This window comes from Idiomarina abyssalis (assembly GCF_019797805.1).
GTDB lineage: Bacteria > Pseudomonadota > Gammaproteobacteria > Enterobacterales > Alteromonadaceae > Idiomarina > Idiomarina abyssalis.
This window is the reverse complement of sequence record NZ_CP081832.1, coordinates 1,216,163-1,234,428: the sequence shown is the minus strand read 5'-3', so window position 1 is coordinate 1,234,428 and position 18,266 is coordinate 1,216,163. Positions and strand designations below refer to the sequence as shown.

The window sequence follows — 18,266 nt, the reverse complement described above, 5'->3', positions numbered from 1 at the left end:
CACTTCGGCTAATACAAAAGAAACAACTTGTTAATGAGCCATCGCGTTTCAGAAGGAACTAAAACAATGCAAAAAACTAAAAGAAGAGTTGGGTTTCTTACAAAAGCAGATAACAATAAAGTTAACATTGCCATTCAAAGTAACGATTTCGATGACGAGTCTTACTCTGAACTAAACCAGTACTTCGCGTTCATCCATAAGCTACAACCCATTTTAACCTCGTATGAAGCTATCGAGTTAAGTTTCAAGGAGCTTGAAAGTTTACTCATCAAATATGACAACTATTTTTCCACAGTACAGCTTTTCGATGCATTTCAAACGGATACTCTTCTCACATATTTAGCTGAGACAACTCAAAAAACCACCAACTTTTTATCTTCTGCAACATCATTCCTTTGTTGTGCCGAAGTACGACTACAAAAAGAGTTTGGGAAAAACTCCAAGCAGTTAGATGAGTGGAACAGCTACAGGAAAGGATTACATCACCAAAGTTTTGCTTACCGGTTTCTCTACGAGATGAGAAATTACTCGCAACACTTTTACCTTCCCATCGACTCTATCAAAGTAGAACTCGACAATATTTGTATTGGGGGGAGAAGCGTCAAAAATACCTTATCCCTTAAACGAGATGAGCTATTGAACTCAAGTTACAAGTGGAAAGAAAACATGGTTGCTGACATACAAAAAACAGAGGCAAATATTGACCTAGCCCCCTTAATCGAAGAGTACATGAAATCAATTCGACAGATTGCTCAAAAGTACGTTGTAAACTATAGAGAGGAAGCAGAAAGGTGTTCTAGGTACGTTGCTTCATTTAAAAAGCAATTCCAGCTTCCCGAAAGCTGTATTCCGGTAATTTATATTGGAGAAACAGAAGAAGGCCAGCCTGTCCCAAGACATATGGAATTTATACCGTTCCCTCAGTTCAACTGGGTTTACAGACACTTTTTACAACTTAGCGGGCTATAATGCAGTGGCAAACTAAGTTTGAGTCGACGTAGTAACTGCTGGAATAATACGCAACGTAATGCTTTTTCAGAAGTCTGAAGATAGAATAGATGCCGACTTATGGTTACCGTTCATTTGTGCAGGCTCAGAATCACATATCGAAATATTTAGTCGAATATTACAGAGAGCCTAGGCCGCATCAGCATAACAACGTTTAAGTCCGAATCAGACAGGGCAAAAATACTGGGTTAACTATAAGCCGGAGGCCAGCTTTGTTGACCACTACAAATAGCTCTCACACGAGCAGAGCTTTTTATACTTTTTTTATAAATAGCTCTGAGTTTCTCTTCAATTTTCTGTCGAATTTTATTCCAACCTCTCCCACGTTACAGATATCTACCTCCTCATCATTAACCTGTAAGGACTGAATTGTGACCTTTGAATAACTACTCTGTTTTTTCACAATCAAAGTATCGCCTACAGCTAAGGGAGTATCATCCAATTCTATGATAGCAACTTGACCATCCATTAAAAGCTCACGTGCAATGCCTATAGAGTCAATGTTTTCAGGTTCTAAAGTGATTAATCCTGTTGTGAAAAGTGACTCTCTAACATCTTCTTTTTTCAAAATACCTTCTTCAATCATGAAATATGCTTTATAAAGGTCATATGTGGTTAAGAGACCACGCTTATCATGGCCTGCATCTTTTATCTGGTTCTTTGTAAACGGAGGATTTGATCTTGATTTTGGCGGCACATATCTCTGGTGATTGACAATATATAGCCCATAGACATCAAATTTATTTCTTTGCTCAGCACGTCTATATTTGATTTTGCTTATCTGAGAACAATCTTTATCTGTCGAAGTACCGCCAATACCTTTAACTTCAACAACTAAAAAGCGATCCCCACAATCTACTTGAATATCTTCCTCAAGAGTATCCGGGTTTGTATCATCAAAGTTAACCACTGATTCAAAATCCAACCACTTTAAGTACTGCTCAACCGAAGAAACTAATGCATCTCCAGTTTCAGAAATTAAATCAGCCAGAAATTTGTAGTCTTTCTTTAGCTCCAAGATCGAGTTTTCGTTTTCACTAATATCTTTTAGGTACTTTTCCTCTATCTGAGCTCTCTCCTGCAATAAATCACTCTCACCTGGTAACAAATAATCCCCGCCATCTAACCAACCAAACTCACCATGATATGGAAATATATCTGGCATGATTTCTGGCAGATATGTCTTAAAGAGGTTAGCAACAAAGCTCGGTTTGTCTTCAACGTCAGGGAAGACCAATACTAGTGAGTCATCTTTGTAATGAGCATAGCTTACTATTTCATCCCTCTCGTTTAGTAACAATGGTTTGAAATTCACGTCTTTCTTCTGCTTGCCGCCCGCCCAGTCAATAGGATGGGGAAATACAGATTTGTACTCAATTCCGTCTAAGTGTTTATTAAAAAGTGGAGATAGAGCTGACCCTTCGGGTGGGAGAAAAACCTTACGCCCTCTTCGTGCTTTAGAGCCACAAAACTCGTTATAAAACGTTAGGTTCGAATATGACACCTTTCGCGTCATTCTAGATTCTGTTGATGTTATTTCTACAAGCTGATAGTCGGAAGAAGTTTCAATACCGCAGAAAGCTATAACTATTGACTTCTTCTTTCTGAGTTCATCTATTTCCTGAGAAACGACATTGATAGAGAATGGTCGGGGGTCGAATACTTGCTCTGGATAAACGCTAAGTATGGCGTGAGCCTTGTTTCCCGTTGTATTTCTTAAAACATGCTGGCTTGTATCGAAAATTTTTGATTTATCATTAGTCAAATCCAACATCACTATGTCGAATTCATGTAAATTATTCGGATAATCGTGATTCAACTTCATAAGCTTGTGGTCGTATTTTTTATTGTCAACCTTTACAGTTGAACCAAAAGTTGCAATTACATAGTTAAACCTCAACTTTCTCAGCTCTTCTTCTACATCTTTCGTAAAGTCAAAAAGGCATACCATAGGATGTTCATGTGGTGTTGAAGTTTCCTCTTGTAAGGGTCCATCCGTGCTTTTTAATTTTGGTGTTTTGAACATCGCTATTCCTATTTATATAATCTATACGCACTAATTCTTCAGTTAGCGGTAAAGTAAAATTGACCCACCCTCAGCGGTTTACTCGTTATTCTGTTGGTTCGTTACCGGTACTACCCAACTGTTTTTTTTTGCCGTAGCCAGTTGCAGCATCAGGTCAGCAGCGGTAATAAAGCGTACTTTAATACTTTTATGAATGATCTGATAAGCATAACTCAATGCCAGCATCATTCTCATCCACTATTACAGTCAGATCGTTCTCAAAAGGAATAGTGAAGTCGATTAGGCATCTAAAACCGTTGACTCGGATTTCATAGATTTTCATTAGATTGGCTTCCCTTTCCAGAACATTGACTCTACCGACTAATGCGTTTCTTCATCATCTAGCAGTGGACTAAATAAGTTCTTTATATCATCATCATCGAAGTTATCGCTCGAATTCCTTCCACTAAATTCAGGAACCTGATCCTCAACGTCACTCTGCTCATCTTCCAAGTCAGATATTCGTTCTTCCGCTTCAAGTACCGCCATTTTAACAGTTAAACTATCCACTCGTGATTGTTGTCCTATATTCCTAATTGTTTCTATATAGTCTTCCAGCTCTGGTTTAGAATCTATGTCCTCAACAACTGAACCAACATCAGAAAGTTCATACTCAACAGCATTTCTTATCAAACCTAGCAAGTCGCGACTTAAACAGTCTTCGTTACTTCGAGTGGCATCAACTATATACTCTAAATCCTCAGCCGAAATTGATTTTTTTTCCATCATATCCATCAATGACAATTCAAGTTTACTCGCCAAGGAAACTTCAAGTGGACGCAGATCATTAACATCCTTTGACCTTATATTTCCTATGAGCTCAATAACTTGATCTGCATCTAGCCAAGGATCGAATCCATCTACTGGAGACTCAGACAATGATAAAGCATAGTTAACAAAATTATCGCAACTCGATGACTCCCACCACTCTATCAATAAGGATATTCTAGCTATATTTGTCAGCCCTACTAATTTCCTGAATATTCCTAGTCTGTAGGTCTCGCGAACAGGAAGTTTAGTTAACTTAGATGCGATTCCATCAAAGGATAAAGCAAAGGCTGATAAGCTATCTTTCTCTTTTATGATCTCTTTCCCAAAACGCCATAAAGACCTAGCCCAGTATGAACATATGGCAGATTCAGGAAAATCACGAATGAGAGACTCATCTTTTAAGTAACCAGACAGGTAATCCCTGACCGAGGGGCTCATGAAGTCAATATTTCCATCACCTATTGAAATAAAGCTACCTTCAAGTATTTGCAGTGCTTGCTCAAAATCCTTTACCCCGTAAGAGTCGCCGTATTTTTTGCAAAGGTTAGAGTGAAGTTTTACGTAAATACTTTTTAATTTATCAATTTGAACTCCTCGTTCTTCGCAGAAGAAGAGCGCGAATAAGAGGTGTCGGCACTTGTTCGAAATGTGATCGTTAAAAGCGACTTCCCATAGGCGTTTAGGGTTGTCGAGAATGGATAGAAAGTAGTCGGAATATTCGTCAGCAGTAATTTTTAAGTATTTTATTTCATTAGTCATCCACCAAACTATGCGCGGGCTATAATTTTTGTGATCAATAATTTTTGTAAGGTTATCGCTTTTTAGCAAGTTGTATATGAAACTCGTAGGAGTGTCGTATACGACAAGGTGATTGTACAAAATTCTAGCTCTTATCTCTCTTGTATAAGTCCCGACATCTAGTACGAATTTACTAATGTCTAATAAAGGGCTGGATAGGTATTCAGAACTACGTTTAGCCTCCTCAAATATATAAGCTCTAGTAGTGAGAACGAATCTCGCGTTTGGCGACTTAGAGACCCTCTGCAAAAACTTGTAAATGTCAGAGTCTTTCTGCAAAAGGCTAGCTGAATCCAACGCTATTTGGCCTAAGAAATCATCGAACAGAAAAATTTGCTTCCTCGTATCATCCAAAGAGGCAAATCCATCATCTAAAGTTTTAATTGCGTTTAGCTCCCACCCTTTAGAAACGTAAGCAAAAGCAAGCATTTCAGCTAAAGTTGTCTTTCCGACTCCTGGAGGGCCAGATATAATCAACGAGTGGCTGTTTTCTAAAATGTCTAACGCATTACTAAAGCTAGGATTTGGAGCATAGACTTTTACCTTATCTACTATTTCTTCATAAGTTAGCTTATTGTACGTGTCTGATGTGGCGCGAATAATACTTTTCAAAACAGTAGAACTTGATAGCCAGAGCTTTATATGGGCGTGTTCTACCTTTGGATGCTTTCTAAGTGACGCATTTAAATCTGAAGCTCCCCATATATTTGATTCCGAGAGACAAGGTAGATTTATAGCTTTCGCTAGCTGACTTTTTTTTGCAGGGGTTAGATCTTGAGACGTCACTAAAATATATTTAGACGGCGCCAAGCTGGCTACTACTTCTCTCTCACGCGCCATCTTACTTTTGAGGGTAGCAAAACTTGAGCGCACATAATGTTTTGCTTGAAGTACTACATGCTCCTCCCCTGAGGAATACCGCCCGTCCATGCCCTCATCTCGACCTTCGGCAAAAGCCTCAAAGCGAACGCCTAACTCCTCTCCCAGTAAGTCTCTAGCAAGGTCCTCAAAGTCTGCATGATTCAGCGTCTTAAAATCATAATTTGCCAATTGTGCCCCAGACCTCTTTTTATAAGTGTGTAAATAAGCTAACAAGACTAACCAATCAAGTCGCTCTTTACCACTTAGTAGCAGTTAACTACATCCCACTATTTTAGTGACAATATAGCCATTGCGAGAACGCACTAACATAAAAAAATAAATAAAACAATAAAAATCATTGACTTTTTTAAAGGTATTTAGTATGATTGATCTTCGTTGAGATTATCAACGATTATAGTTCTGCTGTAGAAACACAGAACAAACCAATTATACATAGCAAATGCACCGGTGAGATGTCTCCGAGCAGAAAGGCTCAAAAGTGTCCTTCTGTATACGACTAGCACCTCACCACGAACCCAAAAGAATTCGTTCTTGGAAGGTTCAAAATTGGTTTGGAGGTTTTTATGGCACTACTAAAAATTAAGGATTTACAAGAACGATATAACCTATCAAGGGCAGCGATGTACCGTTGGCGTAAATCACCAGACTTTCCGAAGCCTGTAACTCCGGAAGAAGTCCACCCTAGGTGGTCATTAGAAGACCTTTTGGATTGGGAAAGTCGAAACCAGTCAGTAGCTTAGCTTATGAGACTTTAATGTCTCTTAAGCTTTCTGCTATTAGTTCTTCCCATAACTGGTAAGCTTCCCTTTGCTCCTCTATCCACTCACCTTTATTGTAAGTTCTAAATATTCTCCCGCCTAAGACATGGCCTAACATTTTCTCTGTTACGTGCAGCTGAACTTTATAGTCTGATAAAATCGTTGATAGAGAACGCCGGATGTCATGAAGTTTAAAACGCTCAACCCCTTTTTGATCTTCTACCCTAGCCCTTACATTCCGAAAAAGCTTATTTAGAGCCTGTGAAGCAATGCATGTCTCAATATTCATACTTGGAAAGACCCATTTAGAGATATGGGCATAGTTTAATTTCTGTTCATTAATTACTTTTAAAGCTGCTGGTGACAAAGGTCGGGTAACAACTCGTTTTGTTTTACTTTTTTCTTTAGGGAGCTTCCATACTCCTTTTTCAAAATCGATATCATCGAAAGCTAATGTTCTGGCTTCTGATGAACGACAAGCAGTAAAAAATATAAATCTAATAGCATTACCGGTAGATGGTCTACAGCCGCTTCGCCCTAATTCATCCAAAACATAAGCTATCTCTTCAATTAGAGGTACTCTCTCTCCTGTTTCACAGTCCTCACCGACAACTTTAGTGTCAACATTCATGATTGCGCATTCATTTATAAATGCTCTGGATAGACAAAATCTGATCATATTTTTAGTCATACGAAGTGTTCTTTTAGCGACATACCCCGATCTTTCTTCGGAAATAGTATCGAAAATCTCAATCCAGTTTCGCACTGTCAGCTTCTCTACAGGATGTTCATGATAGCTTTTCATAACCGAGTAAAAGCAATTATCGTTTTGGTGCTGAGTATTTTCTTTATAATCCTTGTACTTGTATTTACGGAATTCTTCTACACAATCCAGAAATGAGATAGCGTCTGAGCCTTTTCGTTGCTCTGCAAGATGTGTTTTAGGATTGATACCGTCTTGTATGAGTTGTCTTAACTTTGGGATTTTCTCTCTAGCTTGTGATAGCGTTAATCCAGGGTATCTGCCAAGGGAAAGTCGGCTTTTTTTACCGTTAAAAGCATAACGGTATTGAAATGTAAGAGTTCCTCTCTCTGAAACTCGAACGCTAAGACCGTCACGATCCGTCAACTCAAAACGCTTTTCTTGTTTTTTGTTTGATAAGCCGCGAAGCTTGGTATCTGATAAGCTCATTCACACCTCTTGGGTACACTTTGCATAACGGGTACATCAAAGGGTACACTTGTTAGGTGATACAAAACAAGATAAAAGAAAACAAGATGAAACAGAAATAAACACAAGACATTGATAAATAATAAAATATTTTTAAATTGAAGAAGAAAATGACAGAACAAAACGAAACCAAACAAGAAACCTTCTACTGGCACGATTACGAGACATGGGGGGCTAACCCATTAGTCGACCGCCCCGCACAGTTTGCCGGCTTGCGCACAGATGCCAATTTTAACGTTATCGGTCGGCCGTTAACGCTTTACGCTCAGCCTACGCCAGACTTTCTGCCTAACCCGGAAGCCACCTTAATTACCGGTATTACGCCACAGCTTGCACTGAAACAAGGTGTCGGTGAAGCCGAATTCAGCAAAGCCATAGCAAAAGAGTTTCAGCAGCCCAATACCACCATTATTGGTTACAACAATATTCGCTTTGACGACGAAGTCACCCGTTTATTGTTCTATCGTAATTTTTATGACCCCTACGAGCACAGCTGGCAAAATGGCAATTCACGCTGGGACTTAATAGATGTGGTGCGCGCCTGTTTTGCGCTGCGTCCGGACGGTATTAACTGGCCGGAAAATGCAGACGGACAGCCCAGTTTAAAACTCGAGCACTTAAGTGTTGCTAATAACATTGAACATGGTCAGGCGCACGATGCTATGTCGGACGTTTATGCAACCATCGGCCTGGCGAAGCTTATTAGTGAAAAGCAACCTAAACTCTGGCAGTGGGCCTACAGTATTCGCCGTAAACAAAAATTACTGAACCTGTTTAACTGGCAGGCACCTGAACCTTTAGCCCATGTTAGTGGGTTTTACGGTACAGCAAACCGCTATTTGTCGGCCATACTGCCGCTGGGCTTTCACCCTAAACAGAACAATAACGTCATAGCCTGGGACTTGCGCGTTCCCCCTATGGATTTTGCTGAGAAATCAGTCGAGGAATTAACCGCTTTAACTTACACCAGCCGCAAAGAACTCGATGAGCAAGGACTTAAGAAAAGTGGATTACAAAATATTCATTTGGGTCGCTGTCCTTTCTTAGCGCCCATTAAAACCATTTCTTCTGAGGCAGCAAGTAACGCAACGTTAGATACAGCAGCTATTGAAGCAAACGCCAAATGGCTGCAGGAAAACAGCGACTTCCGCGACAAACTCATGCAGGTGTTCGAACAAACAAAAGAGTTCGCGCCCAGAACAGACGTTGATCACCAGATATACGATGGCTTCTTCTCCCCCCAGGATAAAAAGCATATGGAGATTATTCGCTCATCTGAACCTCAGCAACTGGCTGGGCTGGAGCTGGACTTTCAGGACAAGCGCATGCCGCAGTTGTTACTGCGCTACCGGGCAAGAAACTACCCTTCAACGCTCACGGACAAAGAGCTGAACCAGTGGCGTCAATTTTGCCAGCAACGCTTAGTAGAGCCACCAGAAGGTATGTTGTCTGCTGAGGAGTTTGCGCTCAAACTTGAGGACTTAGCGAGCCAACACCAGGAAGACACGCATAAACTGCGTTTATTAAAGTCTCTGTATGACTACGCCGCTTCCCTGTAATAACACCGAGTCCTTTGACTACATTATAGTCGGCGCCGGCTCTGCCGGCTGTACTTTAGCGAACCGGCTTACCGAATGTGGCAGGTACCGCGTATTACTATTAGAAGCCGGAACCTCTCATGGCGGTCTGTTCTCAGATATGCCCTCCGGCTTTGCGCGCTTTATGCACAGCCGAAAATTCAACTGGCTGTACCGCAGTCAAAAAGAGCCTCAACTCGATAACGAAAAAGGCTGCTATACCCCAAGAGGAAAGATGCTGGGTGGAAGTAGCGGTATCAATGCCATGATATACACCCGCGGCCTGGCAAGTGACTATAACGCCTGGGCTGAACTGGGGAATCACGGCTGGAGTTATAGCGACCTGCTTCCCTATTTTATAAAGAGTGAAAATAACAGCCGCGGACACTCAAAGTACCATGGTGACAACGGACCATTGTCGGTATCCGATGTAGCCCCGTACTATAGTGTATCAAGACAATTCTTAGAGGCCTGTGATCAATACGGTTTAAGAGCTAACCCGGACTTTAATGGCTCTCAACTTGAGGGGCACGGTGCATACCAGTTTACGATTAAAGACGGGAAACGATGCAGTGCATACCACGCTTACCTCAAACCGGCTTTAACTCGCACAAACTTAACGGTGTTATCTGGTTGTTTAACCGAGCGCGTGCTGTTTTCAGGTAAACAGGCCACAGGCGTTTGCTACCAGCAAGGCAGAAACCGATATATAGCGAATGCAGAGAAAGAGGTCATCCTTTGTGCGGGGGCATTTAATTCTCCTCAAATTCTATTACGTTCAGGTATTGGCTCCGCCGAGCAATTAACTAAGTCCGGAATTGAGTTAGTTCATGAAAACTCTGCTGTCGGCAAAAACCTCCAGGAGCACGTTGATATCAGCATTCATTGTAAGAACAACGCCAAAGACGGACTGACTCTTACGCCCTGGGGTTTAGTGAAACTATCAATTCCTTTTGTGAGCTACCTATTCACAAAGAAAGGTCAGTTAGCCCATTCTCTGGCTGAAGTCGGTGCGTTTTATTGCTCGTCCGGCAAAGTGCAGGAGCCGGACATTCAAGTTCACTTGCTGCCGGTAATGTTTAACGACAGCGGCTATGACTGGACACCAACCTTAAAACAAGGTTTTACCTGTCATGTGTGTTTATTAAGGCCGGAGTCCCGCGGGGAAGTTAGGCTGAACCCGGAAAACGCTTTTGGCAAACCACTCATTACTTATGGTTTTCTAAAAGAAGAAAGCGACAAGAAAGCCTTAATTAACGGTATAAAAAAAGCTTTTGAAATACTAAAGCAACCCGCTTTATCAAAGCATCATGGTGGGTTTATATTCCCCAGCCCAGAACTTAGTGACGACCAACTTTTAAAGCAAATTAAGTCAAAATGCGGACTTATCTACCACCCGACAGGAACCTGTAAAATGGGGCCTGAAAATGACAACGACGCTGTGGTTAGCCCAGAGTTAAAAGTAAAAGGCGTTGAACGGCTTCGGGTCGTGGATGCCTCCATTATGCCCCGCGTTATAAGTGGTAATACGAACGCCCCCACCATCGCTATAGCAGAAAAAGGCGCCGACTTAATAAAAGCCGACGCCTGATAAAACCGCTCGTGAGTTTGTCAGTGACTAGCTCAGCTGTTTTTATTCCCCACCCGGAATAAACGAGCCAGTGCAGGAATAAGAATAAGCGCACCCAGCATATTCCAAAGGAACATAAAGGTTAACAGTATGCCCATGTCCGCCTGGAACTTAATGGGTGAGAATATCCAGGTTGCGACACCAATGGCCAGCGTGAGGCCAGTAAAGCCTACTGCTTTGCCAGTGTTGTCCAGCGAGTGCTTATAGGTATCCTGCAGCGACATGCCCTGCTCCAGACCTTCTTTCACCTTACTGTAGATATAAATGCCGTAATCGACACCAATACCAACCCCTAAGGCAATAACCGGTAAGGTCGCAACTTTAATACCAATGCCTAATACCGCCATCAGACCCTGACTCATTACCGTAGTGAAAGCCAGAGGCAGAACAATACAGGCAACCGTACGAATACTGCGGAAAGTAATAAAACACAGCAAAACCACAACGCCGTATACCCACAGCAGCATCTTATTCTGAGCCGCTTCTATAACCGAGTTTGTTGCAGCTTCTATCCCGGAGTTACCAGCCGCCATTAGCAGCTCTAAACCCTCCTGCTGATAGTTCTGGTTAAAGTTATTAACCGATGCAACAACGTTTTCGAGCGTTTCGGCTTTGTGATCATCCAGATAGATAATCACCGGAGCCATTGAGCAGTCGTTATTAATAAGCCCGTCGGGAATGCGACTTAACGACGCATTAATCACGTACTGGTTCCGATTTAAGCTGAACCACTTCAGGTTACCTTCGTTAATACCGAACATACCCATTTTAGAAACGTAAACCACAGACTTAACGTCCTGAACGCCGCTGGTGTTTTCCATATGCCAGCTAAAACGTTCCATCAACTCGAGGTTGTCATAGGCAATGCACTGCTCTGGAGCCGATGCCGCCATAACAACAAAGATGTCAGTACTGGAACTGTAGTTATCAACGATAAAGGCATTATCCTGATTATAACGACTGTCAGGACGAAGCTCTGGCGCCCCTTTGTCCAGGTCGCCGATAGCCATGTTTTGGCTGTTAACCAGACCCCAGGCAAGCATAACAAGTGCAACACCTAGTGCTGAATACGCCCACTTAGGTTGAGTAAACTTAGCAAAGAACTCAAATAATGGATGACGTTCGCCTTCAATCTTCTTCTGATAAGCCACGCCGTTATCGGATGTGCCCAGATAAGACATCAGGATAGGCAGCAAACCAAGGTTGGTTAACACAACAACAGCTACACCAATACTTGCTGCAATAGCCAATTCCTTAATCACTTCAATATCAATAACCATTAAAGTGGTAAAGCCAATAGCATCACTGGCTAAAGCCGTTAGCCCCGCTATGTACAAACCGCGGAACGCTGCACGCGCAGCAGCAACTTTATCAAGTCCGGCTACCCGGTTAATACCAATGGCATTAATAATTTGAACACCGTGGGAAACCCCAATGGCAAAAACCAGGAACGGAACCAGCATAGAATACGGATTAATGCCGCTTCCTATGAGTTTGATGATTCCTAACTGCCATATTACGGCAATTATGGAGCAACTCAGCACCATAAAGGTGCTACGCCAGCAGCGGCTGTAGAAATAAAGCATGATGAGCGTGATAGCAATTGCCAGCAGGAAGAACAAGCCAACCTGCTCCGCACCTTCAATCAAGTCACCAATTAGCTTGGCAAAGCCGGTAATATGAATTTCAATGTTGTCGCTTTGGTATTTGTCACGAACCAGGGTTTCCAGCTTTTCCGAAAACTGCTGATAGTCCAGCTTTTCACCGGTATCTGGATTAACCTCATCAAGCGGCACATAAACAATAGTGGATTCAAAGTTGTTGGCAACCAGGTTGCCCACTTCACCCGAGCGCAAAACATTCGTTCTTAACTGCTCTAATGACTCTTCGCTGCCATCGTAGCCATCGGGAATGACCGGGCCTCCGACAAAACCTTCTTCAGTAACTTCCATCCAGCGAACATTTGGCGTCCATAAGCTTCTTAGTCCTGAACGGTTTACGCCGGGGATGAAAAATATCTCGTCGGTAATTTCCTGCAGCTTCTGCTGAAACTCCGGATCAAAAATATCGCCGTCTTTATGCTCAACAGCAACCCGAACCACGTTGCCTAAACTGGCCAGATCATCCTGATAGTCAAAGTAGTTCTGAATAAAAGGATGGTTGGTCGGAATCATTTTGGTCAGGCTGGCGTCAGGACGCACCTGCGAAGCGTGATAGCCCAAAAACAATGTCAGTAACAGAAAGACAATTAGCCAGGGAGCCCGTACCGTGAATAATAGTTTCTCCAGCAGTCCTGCCGACTTATTCGCACTCGGATTATCCATTTACTGCGCTCCTTGTTGCGTTGCTAAAGCTTCTTCTTCGGTTGTTTTGGCGGGCCAGTGCAGCAAACCGCTGCGCCCGGTCATGAGCCACTCGCCGTCACTCACTTCGATAATATCAGTCATGACTGAACCACTAGGATGAGTTCTGTTCGTTACACTCAGCTGTTCATCGACCTCCAGGATAGTCCCTGAGTGGCCAACAATAAGTTGTGTTCCGGACTCAGTCGTTGTACCAGCCGACAAGTTAACTCTGGTGCCTGTGTCTATGGTAGTGAAGCTCTGGCCTTTATCTTCAGAAACAAATGCGTTTCCTCGCAGCCCATAAACCCATAGCCTGCCCTCGGTATCAACATGACCACCGAACAACGAACCATGGTAAGGCGAGTTCAATGTTTCCCAGCTCGCTCCACCGTCATTACTGGCAAATGCCAAACCGGACTCGCCCATAATATAAAGATCATCGCCTTTTCCGAAAATAGCATTTAAGTGATAGCCATTAGGGTTTTCCAGTCGATGAGAAATCACTTGCCAACTCTCACCACCATCTTGAGTTTTCAGAAAAGTTCCATAGGCTCCAATTGCTAACGCTTCACGTGCGTTTTTAGCGTAAAGGTCTAAAAATGGTTTGCTTGGACCTTCTTCTTCGGCAACCTCAATGTTGCTAATTTGAAATTGCGCCTCTTCAACTTGCCATTCGAGTTCGCCAACAACCTCTTCGTCATCGCTCGATTCAATTTGCTCGTTTAATTTAGCAATACGCTTTTCATAATAGTTCTTTTCAAGTTTTATAAGCTCGAAACCATCGAACTGCCGCTTCCAACTATTACCGCCATCTTCAGTTTTAATAATGACACCGTGATGCCCTGTTCCCCAACCGATTTGTTCATTGGCAAAGGCTACACTGGTTAATAGTACACTGGTATCAACATCGGCTTGTTGCCAGTCGTCGCCCTCTTTCCATAGAATGTTGCCATGCGCGCCAACCGCGACTAGACGCGGTCCGACAGTTGTCACCTCAATAAGTACTTCGCTTTTAATTCTGTCTGATGACAATGCTGGTGCACTGATCACTTCGTAATCAGTTATTGTTGTTGTGTCGCCTTCCTGTGCAAGCACTGTGGTACTAAAAATAGCCCCCAACAACACCCCTAATGGGGTTAAAGACAAGCGCATGGAACCTCCCGGGTACTAAAAATGTCATAGGATTGTATAAGCTCAAGAATATTTGAAAACCTTTTTTCGTTAAATTCGTGCTTTTTTTCGTTAAAGTATTGCTTGAGAGGTCAGTCCTCTGGCAAAGTGATGTTGGAAAGTAGAACAACAAGGAAAATTATAATGAATAAACTGATGCTAAAAGCTGGCGTATTCGCCATGTCGGTGATTTCCGCGAGCGTTGCGGCTAAAGTATCACCAGAAGAAGCCGCTCGGCTCGGTCAGGATTTAACCCCTATCGGTGCTGAGAAAGCAGCTAACGCTGATGGATCTATCCCTGCCTGGGATGGTGGTTACTCTGATAAGTCGGTCGATGTTGTTCGCGGTAATAACCCATTTGCCGATGATAAACCGTTATTTACCATCACCCACGACAATCTGGATGAGCACAAAGAACATCTTAGCGAAGGTCAAATCGCAATGTTTGAGAAGTACTCAGACTATAAGATGAACGTTTATCCAACTCGTCGTACAGCAACTTATCCGGACGAACTGTGGCCGAAAATCAAATCAAATGCAGAAAATGCAGAAATGGTTGCCGGTGGTAACGGTGTCGAAAACTTCGATACAACTATTCCGTTTCCTATTCCTGAAAATGGCTTAGAAGCAGTATGGAATCATATTACACGCTACCGTGGTGGCGCAGTAACACGTAACATTGCTCAGTTCCCGGTATTATCAAACGGTAATTACACGACGGTCGAGTTAAAAGAGACACTGGTGTTCCCGGAGTATCTTGAAACCGGACGTCAGGAAGCTGACGACAACGTTCTGTTTTACTTTATGCAGGAAGTTGAAGCTCCTTCTCGTTTAACCGGTACTGTACTTCTGGTACATGAAACCATTAACCAGGTCAAAGAAGGTCGTCGTGCATGGATTTATAACGCCGGTCAACGTCGCGTTCGCCGTGCGCCTAACGTAGCCTACGATGGACCTGGTACAGCAGCTGATGGTCTTCGTACTTCAGACAACCTGGATATGTACAATGGTGCTCCGGACAAGTACAACTGGGAACTAAAAGGGAAAAAAGAAGTTTATATTCCTTACAACAACTACGAAATTATGAATCCTGAGCTGGATTATGAAGACATTATCAAAGCCGGCCATATGAATCAGGACTTAATTCGTTACGAAAAACACCGTGTTTGGATTGTTGAAGGTACCCTTAAAGATGGCGAACGCCATATCTACTCCAAGCGTACTATGTACCTGGACGAAGATAGCTGGACAGCCTCTTTGGTTGATCACTATGACGGACGTGGTGAACTATGGCGTGTTGGTGAAGCTCTGAATACTCAGTTCTACAACCAGGACGTACCATGGATGGCCGCAGAAGCACTGTATGATCTGGACTCAGGTCGCTACATCTCGCTTGGTCTGGGTAATGAAGAAAGTACTTACATGGAATGGGATATTTCTCCAAGCCGTGATGACTTCAGTACAAACGCATTACGCCGTAAAGGCTTCCGTTAAGTTTTAAAACTTAACCAAATAAAAAGGAGGCATTTGCCTCCTTTTTTTCTTCCTGAAGTAATATCACTACTTTTCCAGGCGAGCCAAAAGGCTTGAAGTATCCCAACGGTTACCACCCATTTTTTGAACATCTGCATAGAACTGGTCAATTAGTGCTGTCGCAGGCAAAGAAACGCCCTGCCGATCCGCTTCAGCCAGCGCAATTTTTAGGTCTTTGCGCATCCAGTCCACTGCGAAACCATGCTCATAGTGGTTATCCCACATAGTTTTGTAACGGTTTTCCATTTGCCACGAACCTGCGGCACCCTTGCTAATGGCGGCAATAAGCTTATCCGGATCAAGCCCAACCTTACGTGCTAGTTGAAGACCTTCCGATAACCCTTGCAGTACACCGGCAATACAAATTTGATTAACCATTTTTGCCAGCTGGCCACTACCAACAGGCCCCATTAACTGACGAGTTTTTGCATAACATTGGAATAACTCATCTGCGGCAGCAAACGTTTTATCACTGCCGCCGACCATTGCCGTTAAAACGCCATTTTCAGCACCAGCTTGCCCGCCGGAAACCGGTGCATCAAGAAAGCTCCCCTCTTTTTCTTTTACCGCCAGCTCTAATTCCCGAGCCAATTCTGCAGAAGCCGTTGTATGGTCAATAACCACTGCACCGGGTTTTAGTTTTGAGAGCAGACCGTCGTCACCATAAAAAACACTGCGAACATCCTCGTCATTTCCCACACAAACCATGACAAAATCGGCGTTTTTAACGGCCTCTGCTGGCGTTTTTCCGTAGTTCCCCGAGAATTCCTTTGACCATTTTTCAGCTTTAGCTGTGGTTCGGTTAAATACGCTAACGCTGTGCCCTGCATTTTGTAAATGTCCCGCCATAGGGTAGCCCATAACACCTAAGCCAATAAATGCGCACTGCTTTCCCATATTCACTCCTCCTGAAAGTTTGGCTTTTCGATAAGCCAATGCTGGTAACGTCCCAACTCGCGATAAGGGGATGTTTGGTTGTATTTCATCTCAAGTGACAGTAACTCATTAAACCGTTGTTGGTCGTCTAAGTTTCGTAAATAATCGTGAAAACATCTAACCCCCGTTTTCTGCCTGACTTTTAGTTTGTTGTCTTTCAGGTAGTCATCCACTTTTTCTGGCACAACGGGGTTTTGGGGGCTTAAACGAACGGTCTTCTTAACTTTTAATCCCCGTTCTATGTAATCAAAATTTCCATAAACGGCATTCGCAAATAGTTGAGCGTGATGATTATAAAACATGAGCGAAAGCCTGCCACCGGGCTTCAATAATGACGCCAGTTGCTCAATAGCAACCTCAGTGTCCGGCAGCCATTCCAGCACCGCGTGACAAAGGACAATATCGTACTGAACGAGAGGTTGCTGGTTAACCAAATCGTTTAAACTGGCCGTAATATACTGACACTGACCTCCCAAGCCTGCGGCTTTATGTCTTCGGGAAGCTTCTTCAACCATGTCCGTTGACAGGTCAGAGTGCACAACGGTAAAGCCTTTTTCCTGGAACCATTGGTTTACCTGACCTAAACCGGCACCAACATCCAGCACAGAGCATGGCTCACTCGCCAGTAGAGAGGCTAAATCGCGTTTAAGCACCTCAACTCTTAACTGGCCTTTTGTGGTGTCGTAGATTGATTTAGAGAATTTTTGGCTGATACCGCTAAAGTCCCCTCTTTCTTGCTTCTTTCTGTTCATTTAGCGCTTCTCTTAAGCCGGACTATCGATATCAATGAACTTAACCTCAAGTTTGAAGTGTTCAGCTAAATGCTCCCCCAGCGCTTTAACACCGTAACGCTCAGTAGCGTGGTGCCCGGCCGCAAAGAAGGCAACATTCTGTTCACGGGCACTATGAATGGTCGGTTCTGAAACCTCACCTGTAATAAAGGCATCAACACCCAGTTGGGCAGCTCTATCAATAAATCCTTGCCCACCGCCGGTACACCAGGCGACTTTTTCAATTTTATGCCCCCCAGTGACACGGCAAACCAGCTGCCGTTTTAACTTCTCCTCCAAATGAGCTGCCACCTCATCATCGAGCATAGGTTGTTCTAAACGACCTGTGACCAGAGGGCATGCGGGATCAGAAGAGTCGACCGCACCATCGAAATGCCAACCCATTAATTTTGCCAGTTGGGCGTTATTGCCAAGCTCAGGGTGAACATCCAGAGGCAAGTGATAAGCAAACAGGTTGATGTCATTGTTCAACAACTGTTGTAACCGTCGTTTCTTCATACCTGTGACCTCGGCAGGCTCACCTTTCCAAAAGTAGCCATGATGAACAAGTATTGCGTCGGCGCCTTCAGAAACGGCTCTATCAACCAAGGCCTGGCATGCCGTAACCCCGGTAATAACTTTGCTTATTTCAGCCTTGCCTTCGACCTGTAAACCATTCGGGCAGTAGTCCTTAATTTGGTTACTGTTTAATAGAGTATTAAGGTAGTTTTGTAACTCGTTTCTTGTAATCGACATAATTAAAAACCAAATTCACTGTGCAAATAGGCTTAA

General features: G+C 43.2%; 13 protein-coding genes. 4 read left to right on the top strand and 9 right to left on the bottom strand.

Translation table 11 applies throughout. The features are described 5' to 3' along the window. The first annotated feature begins 66 nt into the window (after positions 1–66). On the top strand, positions 67–969 hold the full coding sequence (locus tag K5X84_RS05825; protein ID WP_222236924.1) for a hypothetical protein: 903 nt from the start codon (positions 67–69) through the stop codon (positions 967–969). 292 nt (positions 970–1,261) lie between these two features. On the opposite strand, the gene K5X84_RS05820 is transcribed toward K5X84_RS05825, so the two are convergent. From K5X84_RS05820 to K5X84_RS05800, 4 genes are all read right to left on the bottom strand, one after another. Continuing rightward, positions 1,262–3,034, bottom strand: a complete 1,773-nt coding sequence (locus K5X84_RS05820) for a hypothetical protein (RefSeq protein ID WP_222236923.1) — start codon at positions 3,032–3,034, stop codon at positions 1,262–1,264. 78 nt (positions 3,035–3,112) lie between these two features. Continuing rightward, complete coding sequence (locus tag K5X84_RS05815) at positions 3,113–3,262, bottom strand: hypothetical protein (protein WP_222236922.1); 150 nt, start codon at positions 3,260–3,262, stop codon at positions 3,113–3,115. A 132-nt stretch (positions 3,263–3,394) separates the two neighbouring features. Beyond that, positions 3,395–5,692: an nSTAND3 domain-containing NTPase gene (locus tag K5X84_RS05810; protein ID WP_222236921.1), complete on the bottom strand. Its 2,298-nt coding sequence runs from the start codon at positions 5,690–5,692 to the stop codon at positions 3,395–3,397. Between the two features lie 573 nt (positions 5,693–6,265). Beyond that, a complete protein-coding gene (locus tag K5X84_RS05800; RefSeq protein ID WP_222236919.1) occupies positions 6,266–7,474 on the bottom strand; it encodes a tyrosine-type recombinase/integrase in 1,209 nt (402 codons plus the stop codon). A 149-nt stretch (positions 7,475–7,623) separates the two neighbouring features. On the opposite strand from K5X84_RS05800, the gene sbcB reads away from it, so the two are divergent. After that, positions 7,624–9,072, top strand: a complete 1,449-nt coding sequence (gene sbcB / locus K5X84_RS05795; protein ID WP_222236918.1) for an exodeoxyribonuclease I — start codon at positions 7,624–7,626, stop codon at positions 9,070–9,072. Continuing rightward, positions 9,050–10,681, top strand: coding sequence for a GMC family oxidoreductase (locus K5X84_RS05790; protein ID WP_222236917.1), 1,632 nt, complete (start codon positions 9,050–9,052; stop codon positions 10,679–10,681). The genes sbcB and K5X84_RS05790 overlap by 23 nt, the downstream gene beginning before the upstream one ends. A 32-nt stretch (positions 10,682–10,713) precedes the next feature. Here the strand turns inward: K5X84_RS05790 and K5X84_RS05785 are convergent, their stop codons facing one another. Continuing rightward, positions 10,714–13,044 (bottom strand): efflux RND transporter permease subunit, encoded by a 2,331-nt coding sequence (locus K5X84_RS05785; protein WP_199495199.1) that lies wholly within the window; start codon positions 13,042–13,044, stop codon positions 10,714–10,716. Continuing rightward, the gene (locus K5X84_RS05780) at positions 13,045–14,217 is read right to left on the bottom strand and encodes a WD40/YVTN/BNR-like repeat-containing protein (protein ID WP_222236916.1); all 1,173 of its coding nucleotides are present in this window, start codon (positions 14,215–14,217) and stop codon (positions 13,045–13,047) included. A gap of 162 nt (positions 14,218–14,379) precedes the next feature. On the opposite strand from K5X84_RS05780, the gene K5X84_RS05775 reads away from it, so the two are divergent. Then, positions 14,380–15,729 carry a DUF1329 domain-containing protein gene (locus K5X84_RS05775; RefSeq protein ID WP_222236915.1) on the top strand — a complete coding sequence of 450 codons (1,350 nt, stop codon included), beginning with the start codon at positions 14,380–14,382 and terminating at the stop codon, positions 15,727–15,729. 66 nt (positions 15,730–15,795) lie between these two features. On the opposite strand, the gene K5X84_RS05770 is transcribed toward K5X84_RS05775, so the two are convergent. Genes K5X84_RS05770 through K5X84_RS05760 form a run of 3 tightly spaced genes read right to left on the bottom strand, consistent with a single transcriptional unit; the run spans position 15,796 to position 18,230 of the window. Next, positions 15,796–16,665, bottom strand: coding sequence for an NAD(P)-dependent oxidoreductase (locus K5X84_RS05770; RefSeq protein ID WP_199495202.1), 870 nt, complete (start codon positions 16,663–16,665; stop codon positions 15,796–15,798). Between the two features lie 2 nt (positions 16,666–16,667). Further along, positions 16,668–17,456, bottom strand: a complete 789-nt coding sequence (locus K5X84_RS05765; RefSeq protein WP_222236914.1) for a methyltransferase domain-containing protein — start codon at positions 17,454–17,456, stop codon at positions 16,668–16,670. A gap of 12 nt (positions 17,457–17,468) precedes the next feature. Further along, positions 17,469–18,230: a Nif3-like dinuclear metal center hexameric protein gene (locus K5X84_RS05760; protein ID WP_271331419.1), complete on the bottom strand. Its 762-nt coding sequence runs from the start codon at positions 18,228–18,230 to the stop codon at positions 17,469–17,471. Positions 18,231–18,266 lie beyond the last annotated feature (36 nt).